A 16,069-nucleotide genomic window follows, 5' to 3' on the forward strand; every position below is an offset into this window, starting at 1 on the left:
ACTGCTACCGAGGCACCTCTACTGCCCGCCGATCAACAGCGTGCAACGGGAATCGTGCAACCGTGAACCATGACCAGATTGGAACGATGCACTCCCCTGACATCCGTAACGCGCGCTGCTTGAACGCGCGGCTCGCTGCTGCATCCCAAATCGTCTCTCAAGGAGAATCCCGCACAGTAATGAACTCGGGGTGCCGCTTTGAATGTTGCGTGCCGGCACCCTCGTTCGCCATGATGCCGCAGCTATGCCGCGCATGCATCAGGGCGATTCAGCCGGGCCACGCTCTGACGTCATGGCTGCCGAATGATGCAATCGATTGTACTTGCCGAATGTGACCCACACAATGTGGAAACCCGCAGGGCAGAGCAAAGCGGAAACACCGCCTCAGCGTGATTTGCGGCCGGTGAGCGCGTCCGGATCCTGCTTGTAGTTGGTGAGGAATTGGGTGTAACTGTAGACCTGTGCCGGCAGCAGATGGCTCGGCATGTCGAACAGCGCGTAGTAGTACGGCTCTCGCCCCTGACACACCTCTGCAGGCAGGCAATATTGTTCCCACTCCACACACGCTGGGGTGTACATGCCATCGCCAGGCCAGAAGAACGGGACGATCTGCTTGTCGTGCAGGCCCTTGAGCAGCGCATCGGGCGCGTTGTACGCCTCGGCGTTTTCCAGGTGCGTGAGCATGCTCGCATTGGTCTCGATGACCATGAGCGTGGCGCGCCCGTCGGCCGTGAGCAGCAGCACGCCGGCGGGGTGCGGATACAAGTAGTACTCGATGAAACGGTAGCGCGTGGACAACTCGCGCACGAGCCGTGTGATCGCGGGGTCGGACAGAAAACTGAACGAGTGGCGCGACAGCAGATCGCGCAGTGTGCTCGACAGGTTGCTGAAGTAGCGCACCTGCAATGCCTCGATTTCCGCGCTGAGCCGCTCGGCCATCGCCGGATTGTCTTTCTTGATGTAGCGGTCGATCAGGCCGTCGTTGAAACCCTGCACGGCGATGTTCTCGTCGGCCATGCCCGTGAGCAGGATCGTCATGCACGGCAGATCTTTGAGCTTGGCGCAGAACTCCAGCCCGTTCATGCGCGGCATGGAGTAATCCACCACGATGACTGAGGGCTGCAGAAAACGATTGACCTCGTGGATCTGGCGGTAGACGCGGTCGACGTCAAGCTGGATGGTGCGGCGCTCGGTGGAGAACGTCAGGTCATCGTGCGTGACGCGCACCGGCAGGAAACCCGGCATGCGAAGCGAATGCCACTGGCGCAGCCACGCCAGCGCCTCTTCCGGATCATTGAAGGCCAACAGCGCGCGCGATGGGTCCATCTGGAACCCAAGGCTTTCCACGAACGATTGGCTGTCGTCGACCACCACTGTCAGGGTGGGGTGGAAATAGACCGGCAGGGCGCTGTCCTGTTGCATACGTCGGGAGGAATCGGAAGAGGGCAGGGTGCAGCGCACGGCCGGTGTGGCCGACGCTGCCCGTTTGCACTACGTTACTGCCTGCCGCCACCGGGGGCAAGGGGAACCCGTCGGACCTGACGACCCGTTGACGGCCGTCAGTGTCCTGCCTTACTCGACAGATTTGACCATGTCTTCGACAACCTTCTTGGCGTCGCCAAACACCATCATGGTCTTGTCCATGTAGAACAGCTCGTTATCGAGTCCGGCGTAGCCGGCGTTCATCGAGCGTTTGTTCACGATGATGGTCTTGGCCTTGTAAGCCTCCAGGATCGGCATGCCAGCAATGGGAGACTTCGGGTCGTTCTTGGCGGCCGGGTTGACCACGTCGTTTGCGCCCAACACCAGCACCACGTCGGCCTGGCCGAACTCACCGTTGATGTCTTCCATTTCAAACACCTGGTCGTACGGCACTTCGGCTTCGGCCAGCAGCACGTTCATGTGGCCCGGCATGCGGCCTGCGACCGGGTGGATTGCGTATTTGACCGTCACGCCCTTGTCCGACAGCTTCTCGGTCAGCTCCTTCAGGGCGTGCTGTGCGCGCGCCACCGCCAAGCCATAGCCGGGGACGATGATGACCGTCTCGGCGTTGCCCATGAGGAAGGCCGCATCGTCCGGCGAGCCCGATTTGACCGGGCGCTGCTGCCCCGCGCCACCCGCGGCTGCTCCGGCGGAAGCCTCCGAACCGAAGCCGCCCAGGATCACGTTGAAGAACGACCGGTTCATCGCCTTGCACATGATGTAAGACAGAATTGCACCGGACGAACCGACCAGCGAGCCGGCAATGATCAGCATCGGGTTGTTGAGCGAGAAGCCGATGCCCGCCGCCGCCCAGCCCGAATACGAGTTCAGCATCGACACCACGACCGGCATGTCGGCGCCGCCGATGGGGATGATGATCAGCACGCCCAGCACAAAGGCGATGGCCGTCATGATGATGAACGGCAGCCAGTTCTGGCTCAGGAAGAACAGGATGCCGAAGCCGAGCATGGCCACCGCCAGCAGCAAGTTCAGCATGTGCTGGCCGGCAAACTGCACCGGCGCGCCCTGGAACAGGCGGAACTTGTACTTGCCCGACAGCTTGCCGAACGCGATCACCGAACCGGAGAACGTGATGGCGCCGACGAACGTGCCAATGAACAGTTCCACGCGGTTGCCCAGCGGCAGCACGTTGTCACCAGCCATCGTGATGCCGAACGCCGACGGTTCGGCCACGGCGGCCACGGCAATGCACACCGCCGCCAGACCGATCAGCGAGTGCATGGCCGCCACCAGCTCGGGCATCTTGGTCATTTCGACCGTGCGTGCCACATAGGCGCCGATGCCGCCGCCAACCACCAGGCCCGCGAAGATCAGGATGAAACCCGTGGATGTGCCGCTCTCGGTGCCGGCGAACATCTCGGCCTTGAGCTTGTAGATGAGCGCGATGGTCGTGACGGCGGCGATCGCCATGCCCGTCATGCCGAACGCGTTGCCGCGCCGCGCCGTGGTCGGGTGCGAAAGCCCCTTGAGCGCTTGGATAAAGCACACCGACGCCAGCAAGTACAGCAGGGTGACGAGGTTCATGCTCATTGCTTGGCTCCCTCGGACTGTCCGCCCTTGGCCTTCGGCTCTTTTTTCTTGAACATCTCCAGCATGCGCTGGGTGACCAGGAAGCCGCCAAACACGTTGACCGCTGCCAGTGCCACCGCCACCACGCCCATCGTGCGACCCAGGCCGGTCTGCGTCAGGCCGGCTGCCAGCATGGCGCCGACGATGATGATGGCCGAAATGGCATTCGTCACAGCCATCAACGGCGTATGCAGCGCCGGCGTGACCGTCCAAACCACGTGGTAGCCGACGTAGATCGCCAGCACGAAGATGATCAGGTTGATCACCGTGTGATTGACCAGCTCCATGAGTGCTCCTCCTCGCTTCTTGGTCGATGTGCGAAGCGGCCCTGTCATGCAGACATGGGCCGCCTGGCGTGTCAGGTTTCCTTGATGGCCTTGATCTTGTTGCCCTCGCCCAGCAGCACGACCTTGGGCTTGTAGCTGGCGACTTCTTCTTCGTTCATCGGCGCGTAGGTGCAGATGATCAGCAGATCGCCCACATGTGCGCGGCGCGCGGCGGCACCGTTGAGCGAAATCTCGCCCGAGCCGCGCTTGCCCTTGATGATGTAGGTCGAGAAGCGCTCGCCGTTGTTGACGTTGTACAGCTCGATCTTTTCGTATTCGCGCATGTCGGCGGCGTCGAGGAGATCCTCGTCGATGCCACACGAGCCTTCGTAGTCCAGATCGGCCTGGGTGACCGTCGCGCGGTGCAGCTTGGCGCGAAGCATGTTGCGTTGCATGAAGCTTTCCTTGAAACAGAAATGAAATCGCCACTGGCGACCGCGCCGGGTTGTGACGCCTGGCAGGCCGCCGTCTCCGTTCTTATTTGGCGGCGCTCGTGGCTGCGGGAGCGCGCACCACCTGGCCGGCCTGACTGAGCAGGCAGGCGGCCACGATGTCGTCTTCGCGGTTGATGTTCAGGCCGCCATCCTTGTCGATGATCAGCTTGAGGAAATCGAGCACGTTGCGGGCGTAGAGGGCAGAGGCGTCGGCCGCCACCATCGACGCGAGGTTGGTGTAGCCCACCAGCGTGACGCCGTGTTTGACGACCACGCGGTCGGCTTCGGTCAGCGGGCAGTTGCCGCCTTGCGCCGCTGCCAGGTCGACAACGACCGAGCCTGGCTTCATTGCCTGCACGGTGGCTTCGGACAGCAGCGTCGGCGCGCGGCGGCCAGGGATCAGCGCCGTGGTGATGACGATGTCGGCCTGGGTTGCGCGCGTATGCACGAGTTCAGCCTGGCGGCGCATCCAGTCGGGCGGCATGGGGCGGGCATAGCCGCCCACGCCCTGCGCGATCTCGCGCTCTTCGTCCGTCAGGAACGGCACGTCGAGGAACTTGGCCCCCAGCGATTCGATCTGCTCCTTCACGGCCGGTCGCACATCGGACGCCTCAATGACAGCACCGAGGCGCTTGGCCGTGGCGATGGCCTGCAGGCCGGCCACACCGGCGCCAAGGATCAGCACGCGCGCGGCTTTTACGGTGCCGGCTGCAGTCATCAGCATCGGCATGAAGCGCTGGTAATGGTTGGCCGCCACCATCACGGCCTTGTAGCCGGCGATGTTGGCCTGCGAGGAGAGCACGTCCATGCTCTGCGCACGCGTGGTGCGCGGCGCGGCTTCCAGCGCAAACGCGGTGACGTTGGCGGCGGCGAGGCGGGCCGTATTTTCGTCATCAAAGGGGTTGAGCATGCCGACAAGTACCGCGCCCGGCTGCATCTGCGCCAGTTCCGCCGCTTCCGGTGAGCGCACCTTCAGCACGATCTGCGCGCCAAGCGCCTCGGCGGCGGTGCCGATCTTGGCGCCGGCCGCCACGTAGGCGTCGTCAGGCTGGGCAGCGGCGACGCCGGCACCCGATTGCACCGTCACCTGATGGCCAAGCGCCACGTACTTTTTCACCGTTTCCGGGGTCGCGGCAACGCGCGTCTCGTCCGCCCGCGTCTCCTGCGGGATGCCGATGTGCATCGTGTTCTCTCCTCGCTGATTATGTTTAGGATGCGCGCGAAGTGAACGAAGGCGCGCTGGATCAGGATCGACGTGCAGCTTACCCGAACTTTTTGGCGCACGGACGCTCGTCGAATGGCATGTCGAATATCCGAACCCACACGGAATGCGGGCCGATCCTGCGCAAACGTGTGCTCAATTGCTCACAACGGCGGCGCGCGGCGATATACGTCTGCTCCAACGCGCTGGGCAAGCGTGGAGGGCAGCCTCCAGCTACAATAACGCCTTGTTTTTGTTGCCTTTTTGCCATGAACCAAGCTGTCCGCTGGAAACCCAGCGTTACCGTTGCCGCCGTCATTGAACAAGATGGGCGCTTTCTGCTGGTTGAGGAGCACACCGATGTGGGCTTGCGCCTGAACCAGCCCGCCGGCCATCTCGACCCAGACGAAAGCCTGGTCGACGCCGTCGCGCGTGAGGCAATGGAAGAAACCGCGTACAGCTTTGTGCCGACCGCCTTCCTGGGCTGCTACATGGCGCAGTTCCAACCGCCGCAGGGGGATCCGATCACCTATGTGCGGATGGCATTTACCGGCGAGCTCGGCCCCCAAGACCCTCGCCGCGCCCTGGACGACGGCATCGTCCGCACCGTGTGGATGACACCGGATGAAATCCGCGCCAGCCGCGAGCGCCATCGCAGCCCGTTGCTGCTCGCCTGCGTCGAAGATTACTTGGCCGGCAAGCGCTATCCGCTAGACGTCATCCATACGCACGCCAGTGTGTACGGGCTCGGAGCGCAGCCATGAGCAAGAAGCGCATCGTCGTTGGGATGTCCGGCGGGGTGGATTCGTCCGTGACCGCGTGGCTGCTTAAACAGCAGGGCTACGACGTCGTCGGCCTGTTCATGAAGAACTGGGAAGACGATGACGACAGCGAATACTGCTCGACCCGGCAGGATTGGATCGACGTGGTATCGGTGGCCGACCTGATCGGCGTGGATGTCGAAGCCGTCAACTTTGCCGCCGAGTACAAGGACCGCGTCTTTGCGGACTTCCTGCGCGAATATTCGGCCGGACGCACGCCTAATCCCGACGTGCTTTGCAACGCCGAGATCAAGTTCAAAGCCTTCCTCGATCACGCGATGGCCCTGGGCGCCGACACGATCGCGACCGGACACTACGCCCGCGTGCGCGAGGTCGATGGTCGCTTTGAGCTGCTCAAGGCATTCGATCACACGAAAGACCAAAGCTATTTCCTGCACCGGCTGAACCAGGCACAGCTCTCGCGCACACTCTTCCCGCTGGGCGAGATGCCGAAGACGAAGGTGCGTGAGATCGCCGCCGAGATCGGCCTGCCGAACGCTAAGAAAAAAGATTCCACCGGCATCTGCTTCATTGGCGAGCGGCCTTTCCGCGATTTCCTCAACCGCTACCTGCCGACCAAGCCCGGCCCGATCAAGACGCCCGACGGCAAGACCATCGGCGAGCACATCGGCTTGGCGTTCTACACGCTGGGGCAGCGCAAGGGCATCGGCATCGGCGGCAGCCGCGACGGCAACGGCGATGCCTGGTACGTCGCACGCAAGGACATGGCGGCCAATACGCTGTACGTAGTGCAGGGCCACGATCACCCGTGGCTGCTGGCGCATACCGTGCACGCCGATGATCTGAGCTGGGTGGCCGGCCACGCGCCCACCGAAGGCGCCCACCTTGGCGCCAAGACGCGTTACCGCCAGGCGGATGCGCCTTGCACGGTGGCACGCGCGGCAAATGGCGCGCTCACGCTGACCTTCCCCGAAGCGCAGTGGGCTGTCACGCCGGGCCAATCCGCGGTGTTGTACGACGGTGAAATCTGCCTGGGCGGCGGCATTATTTCTGCGGCTGAGCCGGCGATCGTCGAAAAGGCGGTCGCCTGAGCGGTTTTCGCAACACTGCGTTGTGCCGGCTGCGGCTGTTGCAGCACTCGTTTAAGCTTGCGCCCTGATTTGTCTCCACACAGGGTTGGTCATGCTGCCACGTCGCTACTGGGCCTTCGCGGGCGTTGTGCTGTTGTTTGCCGTCACCGCCGGGTTTGCGATAGCGGGGCGTCTGCATTGGGTGTGCGCGGTCATTCCGGGCATGTTCGTCATCCTGGGCGTGCACGACATCACGCAGACGCGCCATTCGGTGCTGCGCAACTACCCGCTCTGGGGCCATTTCCGTTTCCTCTTTGAATTCATTCGCCCGGAAATCCGCCAGTACTTCGTTGAAGACGACACGGATGAAAAGCCGTTCTCGCGCGCCCAGCGCAGCATCGTTTATCAGCGCGCCAAGGGCGAAGTCGATAGCCGCCCATTCGGCACCGAAGTTGATGTGAAGGTGCCGGGGCACGAGTGGATCGGCCACTCGCTGGCGCCCACGCGCATTGCCTCGTCAGATTTTCGCGTGATGGTGGGCGAGGGCCGCGCCAAGCCGTATTCGATGTCGGTGTTCAACATCTCGGCGATGAGCTTCGGGGCGCTGTCGGGCAATGCCATTCGCGCGCTCAACCGTGGTGCGAAGCTCGGCAACTTCATCCATGACACGGGCGAGGGTTCGATCTCGCCGTACCACCGCGAAGAGGGCGGAGACCTGATCTGGGAAGTGGCGTCAGGCTACTTCGGTTGCCGCGACGCGAACGGCCGCTTCGATCCGGACCGCTTTGCCGAACAGGCGCGCAGCCCGCAGGTAAAGATGATTGAAGTGAAGCTGTCGCAGGGTGCCAAGCCAGGGCACGGCGGCGTATTGCCTGCCGCCAAGGTGACGCCCGAGATTGCCGCCACGCGCGGCATTCAGATCGGCAAGGATTGTATTTCGCCAGCCGCGCATTCGGAGTTCAGCACGCCGCTGGGGTTGCTGCAGTTTGTGGACCGGTTGCGCACGCTATCCGGTGGCAAGCCGACCGGCTTCAAGCTGTGTATCGGGCATCCGTGGGAGTTCTTCGGCATCGTCAAGGCGATGCTGGACTCAGGCATCCTGCCGGACTTCATCGTTGTCGACGGCGCGGAGGGCGGCACGGGTGCGGCACCGCTCGAATTTACGGACCACGTCGGCACGCCGCTCCAGGAAGGGCTGCTGCTGGTGCACAACACGCTGGTCGGCACCAACCTGCGCGACAAGATCAAGATTGGCGCCTCAGGCAAGATCGTCACGGCGTTCGACGTCGCCCGCACGCTGGCAATGGGTGCCGATTGGTGCAATGCTGCGCGCGGCTTCATGTTTGCGCTGGGCTGCATCCAGGCACAGAAGTGCCACACCGATCGCTGCCCGACCGGGGTGGCGACACAAGACCCGTCTCGGCAGAAGGCACTCGTGGTGCCCGACAAGGCCGAGCGCGTGCATCAATATCACGCGCACACGCTGCATGCGCTGCTGGAACTGACGCAGGCGGCCGGCCTGCAGCATCCGGCGGATTTCCGCGCGCACCACATCGTGCGGCGCGTGTCGGGCAACGAGGTGCAGTTGCTCTCCGCGCTGCTCAAGTACCTGGAACCCGGCGATCTGCTGGCCGGGCGATATCGCTTTCAGCTGTACGAACGCTACTGGCCGATGGCCCAGGCCGAACGGTTTGACCCGGTGGCCGTGTAACGCTCGCGAACTTCCATCGATTACTGCGGCTGGGTTTCCATGAAACTCGGCCGCTTCTCAATGCGCGTGTAGAACGAAGCGAGATTGGCGTGACGTTCGCGCCAGTCGATCTGTGGCTGGCGGAAATCCAGGTAGGCAAGCGCGCAGCCGACGGCGATGTCGGCCAGTGTCAGGTGGTTGCCGTTGCACCAAGTCTTGTCGGCCAAGCCTTGCGACATGGCTTGCAGCGCCTGGTCAATCTTGTGAGTCTGGCGCGCGAGCCATGTTTCGCTGCGCTGTTCCGGCGTGCGCTGCGTATGTTCGATGCGCAGCATGAGCGCGGCGTCGAGCAGGCCGTCGGCCAGCGCCTCCCAGCAGCGCACTTCCACGCGTTCCCGGCTCGAAGGCGGAATGAGGCGCGCCACCGGCGACAGCGTGTCGGCATATTCCGCGATGACGCGCGAGTCGAATAGGGCGCCGCCGTCGTCCATCACCAGGCAGGGTACCTTGCCCAGCGGGTTGAACTGGTGGATTTGCGTACTTGCGCTCCACACGTCTTCCAGCACGAACTGGTAGTCGATTTTCTTTTCAGCCAGGACCACGCGCACCTTGCGGGTGTACGGGCTGGCGTGCGATCCGATCAGTTTCATAGGCATGTCATGTTGGAGGCGGAAGTATAGCTGCGCACTTTCCCGAGTGCGCTGCGCGGCGCCTGAACCCAACTCAACCAAACGGAGCCTTGCTTTAGGCCGGATTGGCCGTGAAAGACAGGTGCCGGGTGGTAAAATCGCGGGCTCGCTTGGGTGCGCGTATGCACCTTGGTTCAACGCGCAACGCCGCGTCCGGGTTGTCCGGATTGAGATTCCCTTCACATTTTTCCCCGCCTGCCATGTCGTCGCTTTCTGCCCTGACCGCTCTGTCTCCCATCGATGGCCGCTACGCTGCCAAGGCCGATCCGCTGCGCGAGTGGCTGTCGGAAGCCGCTTTCATGCGCAATCGCGTGAAGGTGGAGGTACATTGGTTGATCGCCCTGTCGCAGGCCGGGCTGGCCGAGATTCCGCGTTTCTCCGCTGCTGCCGAGGGCGCGTTGCTGGCGCTGGTCGAGAACTTTGCCGAGGCAGACGCCGCCCGGATCAAAGAGATCGAAGCCGTCACCAATCATGACGTGAAGGCCGTCGAATACTGGATGAAGGAGCGCGTGAAGGGCAACGCCGAGCTGGAAGCCGCCAGCGAGTTCATCCACTTCGCCTGCACGTCGGAAGATATCAACAACACCTCGCACGGGATGATGCTCAAGGGCGCGCGCGACACCGTGATCGTGCCGACGCTGCGCCGCGTGCAGGCTCGCCTGGTGGAACTTGCTCACGCCAACGCAGACGTGCCGATGCTGTCGCGCACGCACGGCCAGCCGGCAAGCCCGACTACGCTGGGCAAGGAAATGGCCAACGTGGCCGCCCGCCTGGACCGCGCCATTCGCCGCATCGAAGCCGTTGAACTGCTGGGCAAGATGAACGGTGCCGTGGGCAACTACAACGCGCACCTGTCGGCATATCCGTCGCTGGACTGGGAGGCCTTCTCGAAGAACGTGATCGAGACGCGCCTGGGCCTCACGTTCAACCCGTACACCATCCAGATCGAACCGCACGACTACATGGCCGAACTGTTCGACGCCGTGGCGCGCGCCAACACGATCATCCTGGATCTGGACCGCGACGTCTGGGGCTATATCTCGCAGGGTTACTTCAAGCAGAAGACCAAGGCCGGCGAGATCGGCTCGTCGACCATGCCGCACAAGGTCAACCCGATCGATTTCGAAAATTCCGAAGGCAATGTCGGCCTGGCCAACGCGGTGCTGCGCCACCTGTCGGAAAAGCTGCCTGTGTCGCGCTGGCAGCGCGACCTGACGGATTCGACCGTGCTGCGCAATATTGGCGTGGCGTTTGGCTACAGCCTGCTGGCCTACGACGCTTGCCTGCGCGGCCTTGGCAAGCTGGAAACCAACCCGGCCCGACTGGCCGAAGACCTGGATGCTTGCTGGGAAGTGCTGGCCGAGCCCGTGCAGACCGTGATGCGCCGCTATGGCATCGCTAATCCGTACGAGCAACTGAAGGAACTGACGCGCGGCAAGGGTATCTCCCGCGAAGCGTTGCGTGAATTCATCGGCACGCTGGCGATTCCCGAAGACGCCCGCAAGCTGCTGCTGGACATGACGCCCGGCAGCTACATCGGCAAGGCAGAAGAACTGGCCCGCCGTATCGCCTGATTGTTGCAAAAATTTGGTGGTACCGTCTTAGGAACGGCCCGCTCTCGGATCAGAGGGCGGGCCGTTTTGTTTATTACGCTCCATAGAACAGTCTGCTGCACCATCTCTTAAAAGCTGCCTGATCAATCAAAAAATTTGAATCGCTTCGTGAACTTCGGGCTGCCTTGACCGGTCGGATCGCGCAAATAATGCACAATCGTTTGGCGCCGTGGTCATACCCACAGGCGCCGCCTACTGAGCGCTCCAAAACACCGAGGGAACCGATGTCCCAAGCCGCCCACTCGAATTTCGCCACGCGCGGCGCCGCTGACCACGGCGCCTATGCCAAGCCCGCGATTGCGATGCACTGGATCATCGCGCTGTTGATCTTCGCGGCCTTCGGGCTCGGTCTGTACATGACCGATATCCCGGGCTTTACGCCGACCAAGCTGAAGTTGTTCTCGTATCACAAGTGGATCGGCATCACGGTGCTGATCTTTGCGGTGCTGCGCGTGCTGTGGCGCCTGACGCACCCGGCGCCGGGCCCCGTCCCCGGTCTGCCGAAATGGCAGCACGCCGCCGCCGAAGCCGCGCACCTCGGGCTCTATCTGCTGATCCTGGCGGTGCCGCTGACCGGCTATCTGCTGAGCGTCGCGGCCGGCGTGAAGGTTGTCTATCTTGGCCTGTGGGAACTGCCGATGCCGTTCGACAAGAGCGATGCGCTGAAAGACATCTTCAGCATGGCGCACGAATGGCTGAACTGGACCATGGCGGCCATCGTCGTGCTGCACATTCTGGCTGCGCTCAAGCACCACGTCGTCGATCGCGACGGCACGCTGCGCCGCATGGTGCCGTTCCTCCGCTGATTTCCCAGCGCGCTGGCGCACGGTGTGTGCCGGCGCCCCTGCCTTTCCATCCTGACCAAGACTGCCGGCATGACCCGGCCTGACCGAAGGAGTCTGATGATGAAACGTTTTGTGCGCCCCCGCGCGATTGCCCTGGTTGCCGCCGGCGCGCTGTCGATCGCTGCCGTATCGGTATCGGCCATCGCCCAGGTGGATGCCGCCAAGAGCAGCGTCACCGCCACCGGCAAGCAACTCGGCGTGCCGATGGACATCAAGTTCGGCAAGTTCGACGCCGCCGTCAATTACAACGCGGCCAATGTGGCTGCCTCGACGGCGAAGGTCGACATCGATGTCACTAGCGTCGACGTCGGCAGCAAGGAATACAACGACGAACTGAAGAAGAAGGACTGGTTCGATACCGCCAAGTATCCGAAGGCGACGTTTGTGTCATCTGCATTCAAGCCTGGTGCAGGCGGCAAGGTGGACGTGGTCGGCAAGCTGACCATCAAGGGCGTCACGCAGGACGTGACGGCACCCGTGACGTTCAAGCAGGAAGGTTCCAATCAGATTTTTGAAGGTGCGCTACCGGTCAAGCGCAACGTATTCAAGGTGGGTGATGGTGAGTGGAAGGACACGTCGGTCGTCTCGGACGACGTGACGATCAAGTTCCGCGTCGTCATCGCCAAGAAGTAATCGGAAGTCTCATCCCAACGTTTTTCCGGCCCTCGTGTGCCGCTTTTATTCCGCAGGAGTTCTCATGAAATTGCGTATCCTCGTTGCCGCCCTGTCCGCTGTTGCCGCCACCGCAGCCTTTGCTGCCCCTGCTACGTACCAGCTCGATCCGAGCCATACGTACCCGAGCTTTGAAGCCGACCACATGGGCGGTCTGTCGAAGTGGCGCGGCAAGTTCGAAAAGTCCAGCGGCACCGTGACGCTGGATCGCGCAGCCAAGACCGGCAGCATTGACGTGACTGTGCAGACCGACAGCATCGACTTCGGTCTCGCCAAGATGAACGAGCACGCCAAGAGCGCCGAGATTTTCGACGTGGCCAAGTATCCGACCGCCACGTTCAAGGGCAACTTCACGAAGTTCAAGGGCGACGTGCCGACCGAAGCCGAAGGCCAGTTGACGCTGCACGGCGTGACCAAGCCGGCCAAGCTGGAAATCGACGCGTTCAAGTGCATGCCGCATCCGATGCTCAAGCGTGAAGTCTGCGGCGCCGATGCCGAGATGAAGTTCAAGCGCGATGACTTCGGCGTCGACTACGGCAAGGCTTACGGTTTCAACATGGAAACCAAGCTGAAGATTCAGGTGGAAGGCATCAAGCAAGACACCAACGTCGCACAGCAGTAAGCCACGCGATCGCCACAGCCAAAGAAAAAGCCCCGCAATTGCGGGGCTTTTTTGTTGCCCAAGGAATGAGTCCTCCGGGCAGCGCGTAGCAGGATCTTCAAACCTGTGCGCCAAAGTTCGGATCGTCTTCTTTCGGCCCACCGGCCTTCTTCTCAGACTTGACCAGGTCTTCGCGCTTGACGCCCAGCCACATGCACAGCGCAGCGGCCACAAACACCGACGAGTAGATGCCGAACAAAATACCGATCGTCAGGGCCAGGGCGAAGTAGTGCAGCGTCGGGCCGCCGAATACCAGCATCGACACCACCATCATTTCGGTCGACCCGTGGGTGATGATCGTGCGCGAGATGGTGCTGGTAATCGCGTGATCGATCACCTCGTGCGTGTTCATCTTGCGGTACTTGCGGAACGCTTCGCGGATCCGGTCGAAAATCACCACGGATTCGTTGACCGAATAGCCCAGCACCGCCAGCACCCCCGCCAGCACCGACAGCGAGAACTCCCACTGGAAGAATGCGAAGAAGCCCAGGATGATCACGACGTCGTGCAGGTTGGCGATCACGCCCGCCACGGCAAACTTCCATTCGAAGCGGATCGACAGGTAGATCACGATGCCGATCACCACGAACAGCAGCGCCAGCAGGCCGTCTGTGGCGAGTTCCTTGCCGACCTGCGGGCCGACGAACTCAACGCGCTGCAGCTTGGCGTCAGGGTTGGCGGCGTTCAGGGCCGTCATCACCTGCTGGCTTTGCACGGCCGAAGCGATGGGCTTGCCATCCGGACCGGTCTTGAGCGGCAGGCGGATCATCACGTCGCGCGAGGTGCCGAAGTTCTGCACCTGCGCATCGGCATAGCCAAGCTTCTCAACGTCGCCGCGGATCTTCGGCAGATCGGCGGCCTGGGTGTAAGCGACTTCCATCACCGTACCGCCAGTGAACTCCACCGACAGGTGCAGGCCCTTGTGGAACAGGAAGAAGACAGCGGCGATAAACGTCAGGAACGACAGCGCGTTGAGAATCAACGCGTGCTTCATGAACGGAATGTCGCGGCGGATGCGGAAAAACTCCATGGTCTGCCCTTTGTGGCGACCGTCCCTTCGTGTCGGGGCGGTGCCGGTTTTATGCGAGATTCGTTGTGGGTGGCGTGATTACTTGGCGGGCGATTCCGTGTTCGTATTGCCCGGCTTCCACACCTGCCCGATGGCGACGCTCTGCAGCTTCTTCTTGCGGCCGTACCAGAGATTCACGAGACCGCGGTTGAAGAACACCGCCGAGAACATGGACGTGCCGATCCCCAGGCAGTGCACGATCGCGAAGCCGCGTACCGGGCCCGAACCAAAGGCGATCAGCGCCAGACCGGCGATGAGCGTCGTCACGTTCGAATCGAGGATGGTCGCCCAGGCACGGTCAAAGCCGGCCGCGATGGCCATCTGTGCCGACGCGCCGCTGCGCAACTCTTCACGCACGCGCTCGTTGATCAGCACGTTCGCGTCAATGGCCATACCGAGCGCCAGCGCGATAGCTGCAATACCGGGCAACGTGAGCGTGGCCTGCAGCATCGAGAGCAGTGCGATCAGCAGGAACACGTTGACGCCCAGGGCCGCCACCGAGAACGCGCCGAACAGCATGTAGTACAGCACCATGAACACCGAGATGGCGAGGAAGCCGTACAGCGCCGAATCGAAACCCTTCTTGATGTTGTCGGCACCCAGCGACGGGCCGATGGTGCGCTCTTCGATGATTTCCATCGGCGCGGCCAGCGAGCCTGCACGCAGCAGCAGCGCCAGGTCGGACGCCGCCTCGGTCGAGCCCATGCCGGTGATCTGGAAGCGCGAACCCAGTTCGGACTGGATGGTCGCCACCGTCAGCACTTCGCCCTTGCCCTTTTCAAAGAGCACGATGCCCATGCGCTTGCCGATGTTGTCACGCGAGACATCGCGCAGCATGCGGCCGCCCTGGCCATCGAGCGTGATGTCGACCGACGAATTGTGGTTCTGATCGAAGCCGGCCGAAGCGCTCGTGATGCGGTCACCCGTGAAGATCACCTGCTTTTGCAGCAGCACCGGAGCGCTGCGGCCTTGCGTGAACAGTTCGTCGCCCAGCGGCACCGGATCGCCGGCACGCGGCACGAGCGGCGCGTTCGGATCTGCCAGGCGCGCTTCCAGCGTGGCGGTGCGGCCAATGATGTCCTTGGCCTTGGCCGTGTCCTGCACGCCGGGCAGTTGCACGACGATGCGGTCCGGACCCTGCTGCTGGATCACCGGTTCAGCCACGCCGAGTTCGTTCACCCGGTTGTGCAGCGTGACGATGTTCTGCTTGACTGCGTTGTCCTGCACTTCCTTCATCGCAGCGGCGGTGAAGGTACCGGTGAGTGTGGCGCCGTCGGCGCTCTTGTCCACGGTGTAGGCCAGTTCGCGGGTCGAGTCTGCCAGCAGCCCGCGAGCGCGGTCGGCGTCGTCCGGGGTGCTGAACTTGACCGTGATCGTGTTGTTGTTGCGGTCGATGCCGCTGTGGCGGATGCCCTTGTCGCGCAATTGCGTGCGGATGTCGCCGGCCAGCGAGTCGAGCTTCTTCGTCACGGCGCCGTTCATGTCGACCTGCAGCAGGAAGTGCACGCCACCGCGCAAATCCAGGCCGAGGAACATCGGCTTGGCGAAGAACGGTGCGCCGCTCAACCAGCGCGGCGAGCCTGGCAGCAGGTTCAGCGCCACGATGTAGGTCGGATCGGCTTGATCAGTGTTCAGGCCGCGAGCCAGGACGTCCTTGGCCTTGAGCTGCGTGTCGGTGTCGGCAAAACGCACGCGCACGCTGGCGGAGGTGCCGTTGTTGTCGAAGAACACGCCGTTGGGCTGAATGCTGGCCGCGGCCAGCAGGCTTTCGACCTGCTTTTGCACGTTCAGGTCGACCTTGACGGTGGCCTTGCCCGAAGACACCTGCACAGCAGGCGCCTCACCGAAGAAATTCGGCAGCGTATAGAGGAACCCAATGGCAAGCGCCACCAGGATCACAATGTATTTCCAGAGCGGATAGCGATTCATCTTGGAATGCAGAGAG

The 16,069-nt window shown here is 62.6% G+C and carries 15 protein-coding genes; 7 read left to right on the forward strand and 8 right to left on the reverse strand.

Annotation, left to right across the window (positions count from 1 at the left end):
- Window positions 1-384 precede the first annotated feature (384 nt).
- The 5 genes from ACEN9T_RS11535 to ACEN9T_RS11555 form a co-directional block, all read right to left on the reverse strand.
- Window positions 385-1,422, reverse strand: coding sequence for a two-component system response regulator (locus tag ACEN9T_RS11535; RefSeq protein ID WP_092972452.1), 1,038 nt, complete (start codon window positions 1,420-1,422; stop codon window positions 385-387).
- 150 nt (window positions 1,423-1,572) lie between these two features.
- A complete protein-coding gene (locus ACEN9T_RS11540) occupies window positions 1,573-3,033 on the reverse strand; it encodes an NAD(P)(+) transhydrogenase (Re/Si-specific) subunit beta (protein ID WP_045202597.1) in 1,461 nt (486 codons plus the stop codon).
- Complete coding sequence (locus tag ACEN9T_RS11545; protein ID WP_024979075.1) at window positions 3,030-3,359, reverse strand: NAD(P) transhydrogenase subunit alpha; 330 nt, start codon at window positions 3,357-3,359, stop codon at window positions 3,030-3,032. The genes ACEN9T_RS11540 and ACEN9T_RS11545 overlap by 4 nt, the downstream gene beginning before the upstream one ends.
- Window positions 3,360-3,430: 71 nt before the next feature.
- A complete protein-coding gene (panD, locus tag ACEN9T_RS11550; RefSeq protein WP_009241493.1) occupies window positions 3,431-3,793 on the reverse strand; it encodes an aspartate 1-decarboxylase in 363 nt (120 codons plus the stop codon).
- Between the two features lie 82 nt (window positions 3,794-3,875).
- Window positions 3,876-5,015, reverse strand: a complete 1,140-nt coding sequence (locus ACEN9T_RS11555; RefSeq protein WP_147215965.1) for a Re/Si-specific NAD(P)(+) transhydrogenase subunit alpha — start codon at window positions 5,013-5,015, stop codon at window positions 3,876-3,878.
- Window positions 5,016-5,302: 287 nt separating this feature from the next.
- Between ACEN9T_RS11555 and ACEN9T_RS11560 the strand changes: the two genes are divergently transcribed.
- The 3 genes from ACEN9T_RS11560 (at window position 5,303) to ACEN9T_RS11570 (ending at window position 8,596) form a co-directional block, all read left to right on the forward strand.
- Window positions 5,303-5,797, forward strand: coding sequence for an NUDIX hydrolase (locus ACEN9T_RS11560; RefSeq protein WP_092972455.1), 495 nt, complete (start codon window positions 5,303-5,305; stop codon window positions 5,795-5,797).
- On the forward strand, window positions 5,794-6,906 hold the full coding sequence (gene mnmA, locus ACEN9T_RS11565) for a tRNA 2-thiouridine(34) synthase MnmA (RefSeq protein ID WP_092972456.1): 1,113 nt from the start codon (window positions 5,794-5,796) through the stop codon (window positions 6,904-6,906). Before ACEN9T_RS11560 ends, mnmA begins: the two co-directional genes overlap by 4 nt.
- A gap of 91 nt (window positions 6,907-6,997) precedes the next feature.
- Entirely contained in the window at window positions 6,998-8,596 is a 1,599-nt protein-coding gene (locus ACEN9T_RS11570) for an FMN-binding glutamate synthase family protein (RefSeq protein WP_413707773.1), read from the forward strand.
- 20 nt (window positions 8,597-8,616) lie between these two features.
- Here ACEN9T_RS11570 and ACEN9T_RS11575 read toward each other — a convergent pair whose 3' ends face one another.
- Window positions 8,617-9,225 (reverse strand): glutathione S-transferase, encoded by a 609-nt coding sequence (locus ACEN9T_RS11575; RefSeq protein ID WP_045202604.1) that lies wholly within the window; start codon window positions 9,223-9,225, stop codon window positions 8,617-8,619.
- A gap of 239 nt (window positions 9,226-9,464) precedes the next feature.
- On the opposite strand from ACEN9T_RS11575, the gene purB reads away from it, so the two are divergent.
- The 4 genes from purB to ACEN9T_RS11595 all read left to right on the forward strand — a co-directional run bounded on the left by purB (window position 9,465) and on the right by ACEN9T_RS11595 (window position 13,016).
- A complete protein-coding gene (gene purB / locus ACEN9T_RS11580) occupies window positions 9,465-10,838 on the forward strand; it encodes an adenylosuccinate lyase (RefSeq protein ID WP_092972458.1) in 1,374 nt (457 codons plus the stop codon).
- Between the two features lie 263 nt (window positions 10,839-11,101).
- Window positions 11,102-11,683: a cytochrome b gene (locus ACEN9T_RS11585; protein WP_092972459.1), complete on the forward strand. Its 582-nt coding sequence runs from the start codon at window positions 11,102-11,104 to the stop codon at window positions 11,681-11,683.
- A 99-nt stretch (window positions 11,684-11,782) separates the two neighbouring features.
- A complete protein-coding gene (locus ACEN9T_RS11590; protein ID WP_092972994.1) occupies window positions 11,783-12,355 on the forward strand; it encodes a YceI family protein in 573 nt (190 codons plus the stop codon).
- A 64-nt stretch (window positions 12,356-12,419) separates the two neighbouring features.
- Entirely contained in the window at window positions 12,420-13,016 is a 597-nt protein-coding gene (locus ACEN9T_RS11595) for a YceI family protein (RefSeq protein ID WP_092972460.1), read from the forward strand.
- Between the two features lie 97 nt (window positions 13,017-13,113).
- Here the strand turns inward: ACEN9T_RS11595 and secF are convergent, their stop codons facing one another.
- Both secF and secD read right to left on the reverse strand, forming a co-directional pair.
- Complete coding sequence (gene secF / locus ACEN9T_RS11600) at window positions 13,114-14,085, reverse strand: protein translocase subunit SecF (protein ID WP_092972461.1); 972 nt, start codon at window positions 14,083-14,085, stop codon at window positions 13,114-13,116.
- Window positions 14,086-14,163: 78 nt separating this feature from the next.
- Window positions 14,164-16,053 (reverse strand): protein translocase subunit SecD, encoded by a 1,890-nt coding sequence (gene secD / locus ACEN9T_RS11605; protein WP_092972462.1) that lies wholly within the window; start codon window positions 16,051-16,053, stop codon window positions 14,164-14,166.
- Window positions 16,054-16,069 lie beyond the last annotated feature (16 nt).

It is taken from the genome of Ralstonia sp. Ralssp110, assembly GCF_047325135.1.
Classification (GTDB): domain Bacteria; phylum Pseudomonadota; class Gammaproteobacteria; order Burkholderiales; family Burkholderiaceae; genus Ralstonia; species Ralstonia mojiangensis.

Excerpts from the sequence above, each read along its gene's own strand:
- ACEN9T_RS11535 (WP_092972452.1), bottom strand. The coding sequence starts at position 1,422 with ATGCAACAGGACAGCGCCCTGCCGGTCTATTTCCACCCCACCCTGACA.
- ACEN9T_RS11540 (WP_045202597.1), bottom strand. The coding sequence starts at position 3,033 with ATGAGCATGAACCTCGTCACCCTGCTGTACTTGCTGGCGTCGGTGTGC.
- ACEN9T_RS11545 (WP_024979075.1), bottom strand. The coding sequence starts at position 3,359 with ATGGAGCTGGTCAATCACACGGTGATCAACCTGATCATCTTCGTGCTG.
- panD (WP_009241493.1), bottom strand. The coding sequence starts at position 3,793 with ATGCAACGCAACATGCTTCGCGCCAAGCTGCACCGCGCGACGGTCACC.
- ACEN9T_RS11555 (WP_147215965.1), bottom strand. The coding sequence starts at position 5,015 with ATGCACATCGGCATCCCGCAGGAGACGCGGGCGGACGAGACGCGCGTT.
- ACEN9T_RS11560 (WP_092972455.1), top strand. The coding sequence starts at position 5,303 with ATGAACCAAGCTGTCCGCTGGAAACCCAGCGTTACCGTTGCCGCCGTC.
- mnmA (WP_092972456.1), top strand. The coding sequence starts at position 5,794 with ATGAGCAAGAAGCGCATCGTCGTTGGGATGTCCGGCGGGGTGGATTCG.
- ACEN9T_RS11570 (WP_413707773.1), top strand. The coding sequence starts at position 6,998 with ATGCTGCCACGTCGCTACTGGGCCTTCGCGGGCGTTGTGCTGTTGTTT.
- ACEN9T_RS11575 (WP_045202604.1), bottom strand. The coding sequence starts at position 9,225 with ATGAAACTGATCGGATCGCACGCCAGCCCGTACACCCGCAAGGTGCGC.
- purB (WP_092972458.1), top strand. The coding sequence starts at position 9,465 with ATGTCGTCGCTTTCTGCCCTGACCGCTCTGTCTCCCATCGATGGCCGC.
- ACEN9T_RS11585 (WP_092972459.1), top strand. The coding sequence starts at position 11,102 with ATGTCCCAAGCCGCCCACTCGAATTTCGCCACGCGCGGCGCCGCTGAC.
- ACEN9T_RS11590 (WP_092972994.1), top strand. The coding sequence starts at position 11,783 with ATGAAACGTTTTGTGCGCCCCCGCGCGATTGCCCTGGTTGCCGCCGGC.
- ACEN9T_RS11595 (WP_092972460.1), top strand. The coding sequence starts at position 12,420 with ATGAAATTGCGTATCCTCGTTGCCGCCCTGTCCGCTGTTGCCGCCACC.
- secF (WP_092972461.1), bottom strand. The coding sequence starts at position 14,085 with ATGGAGTTTTTCCGCATCCGCCGCGACATTCCGTTCATGAAGCACGCG.
- secD (WP_092972462.1), bottom strand. The coding sequence starts at position 16,053 with ATGAATCGCTATCCGCTCTGGAAATACATTGTGATCCTGGTGGCGCTT.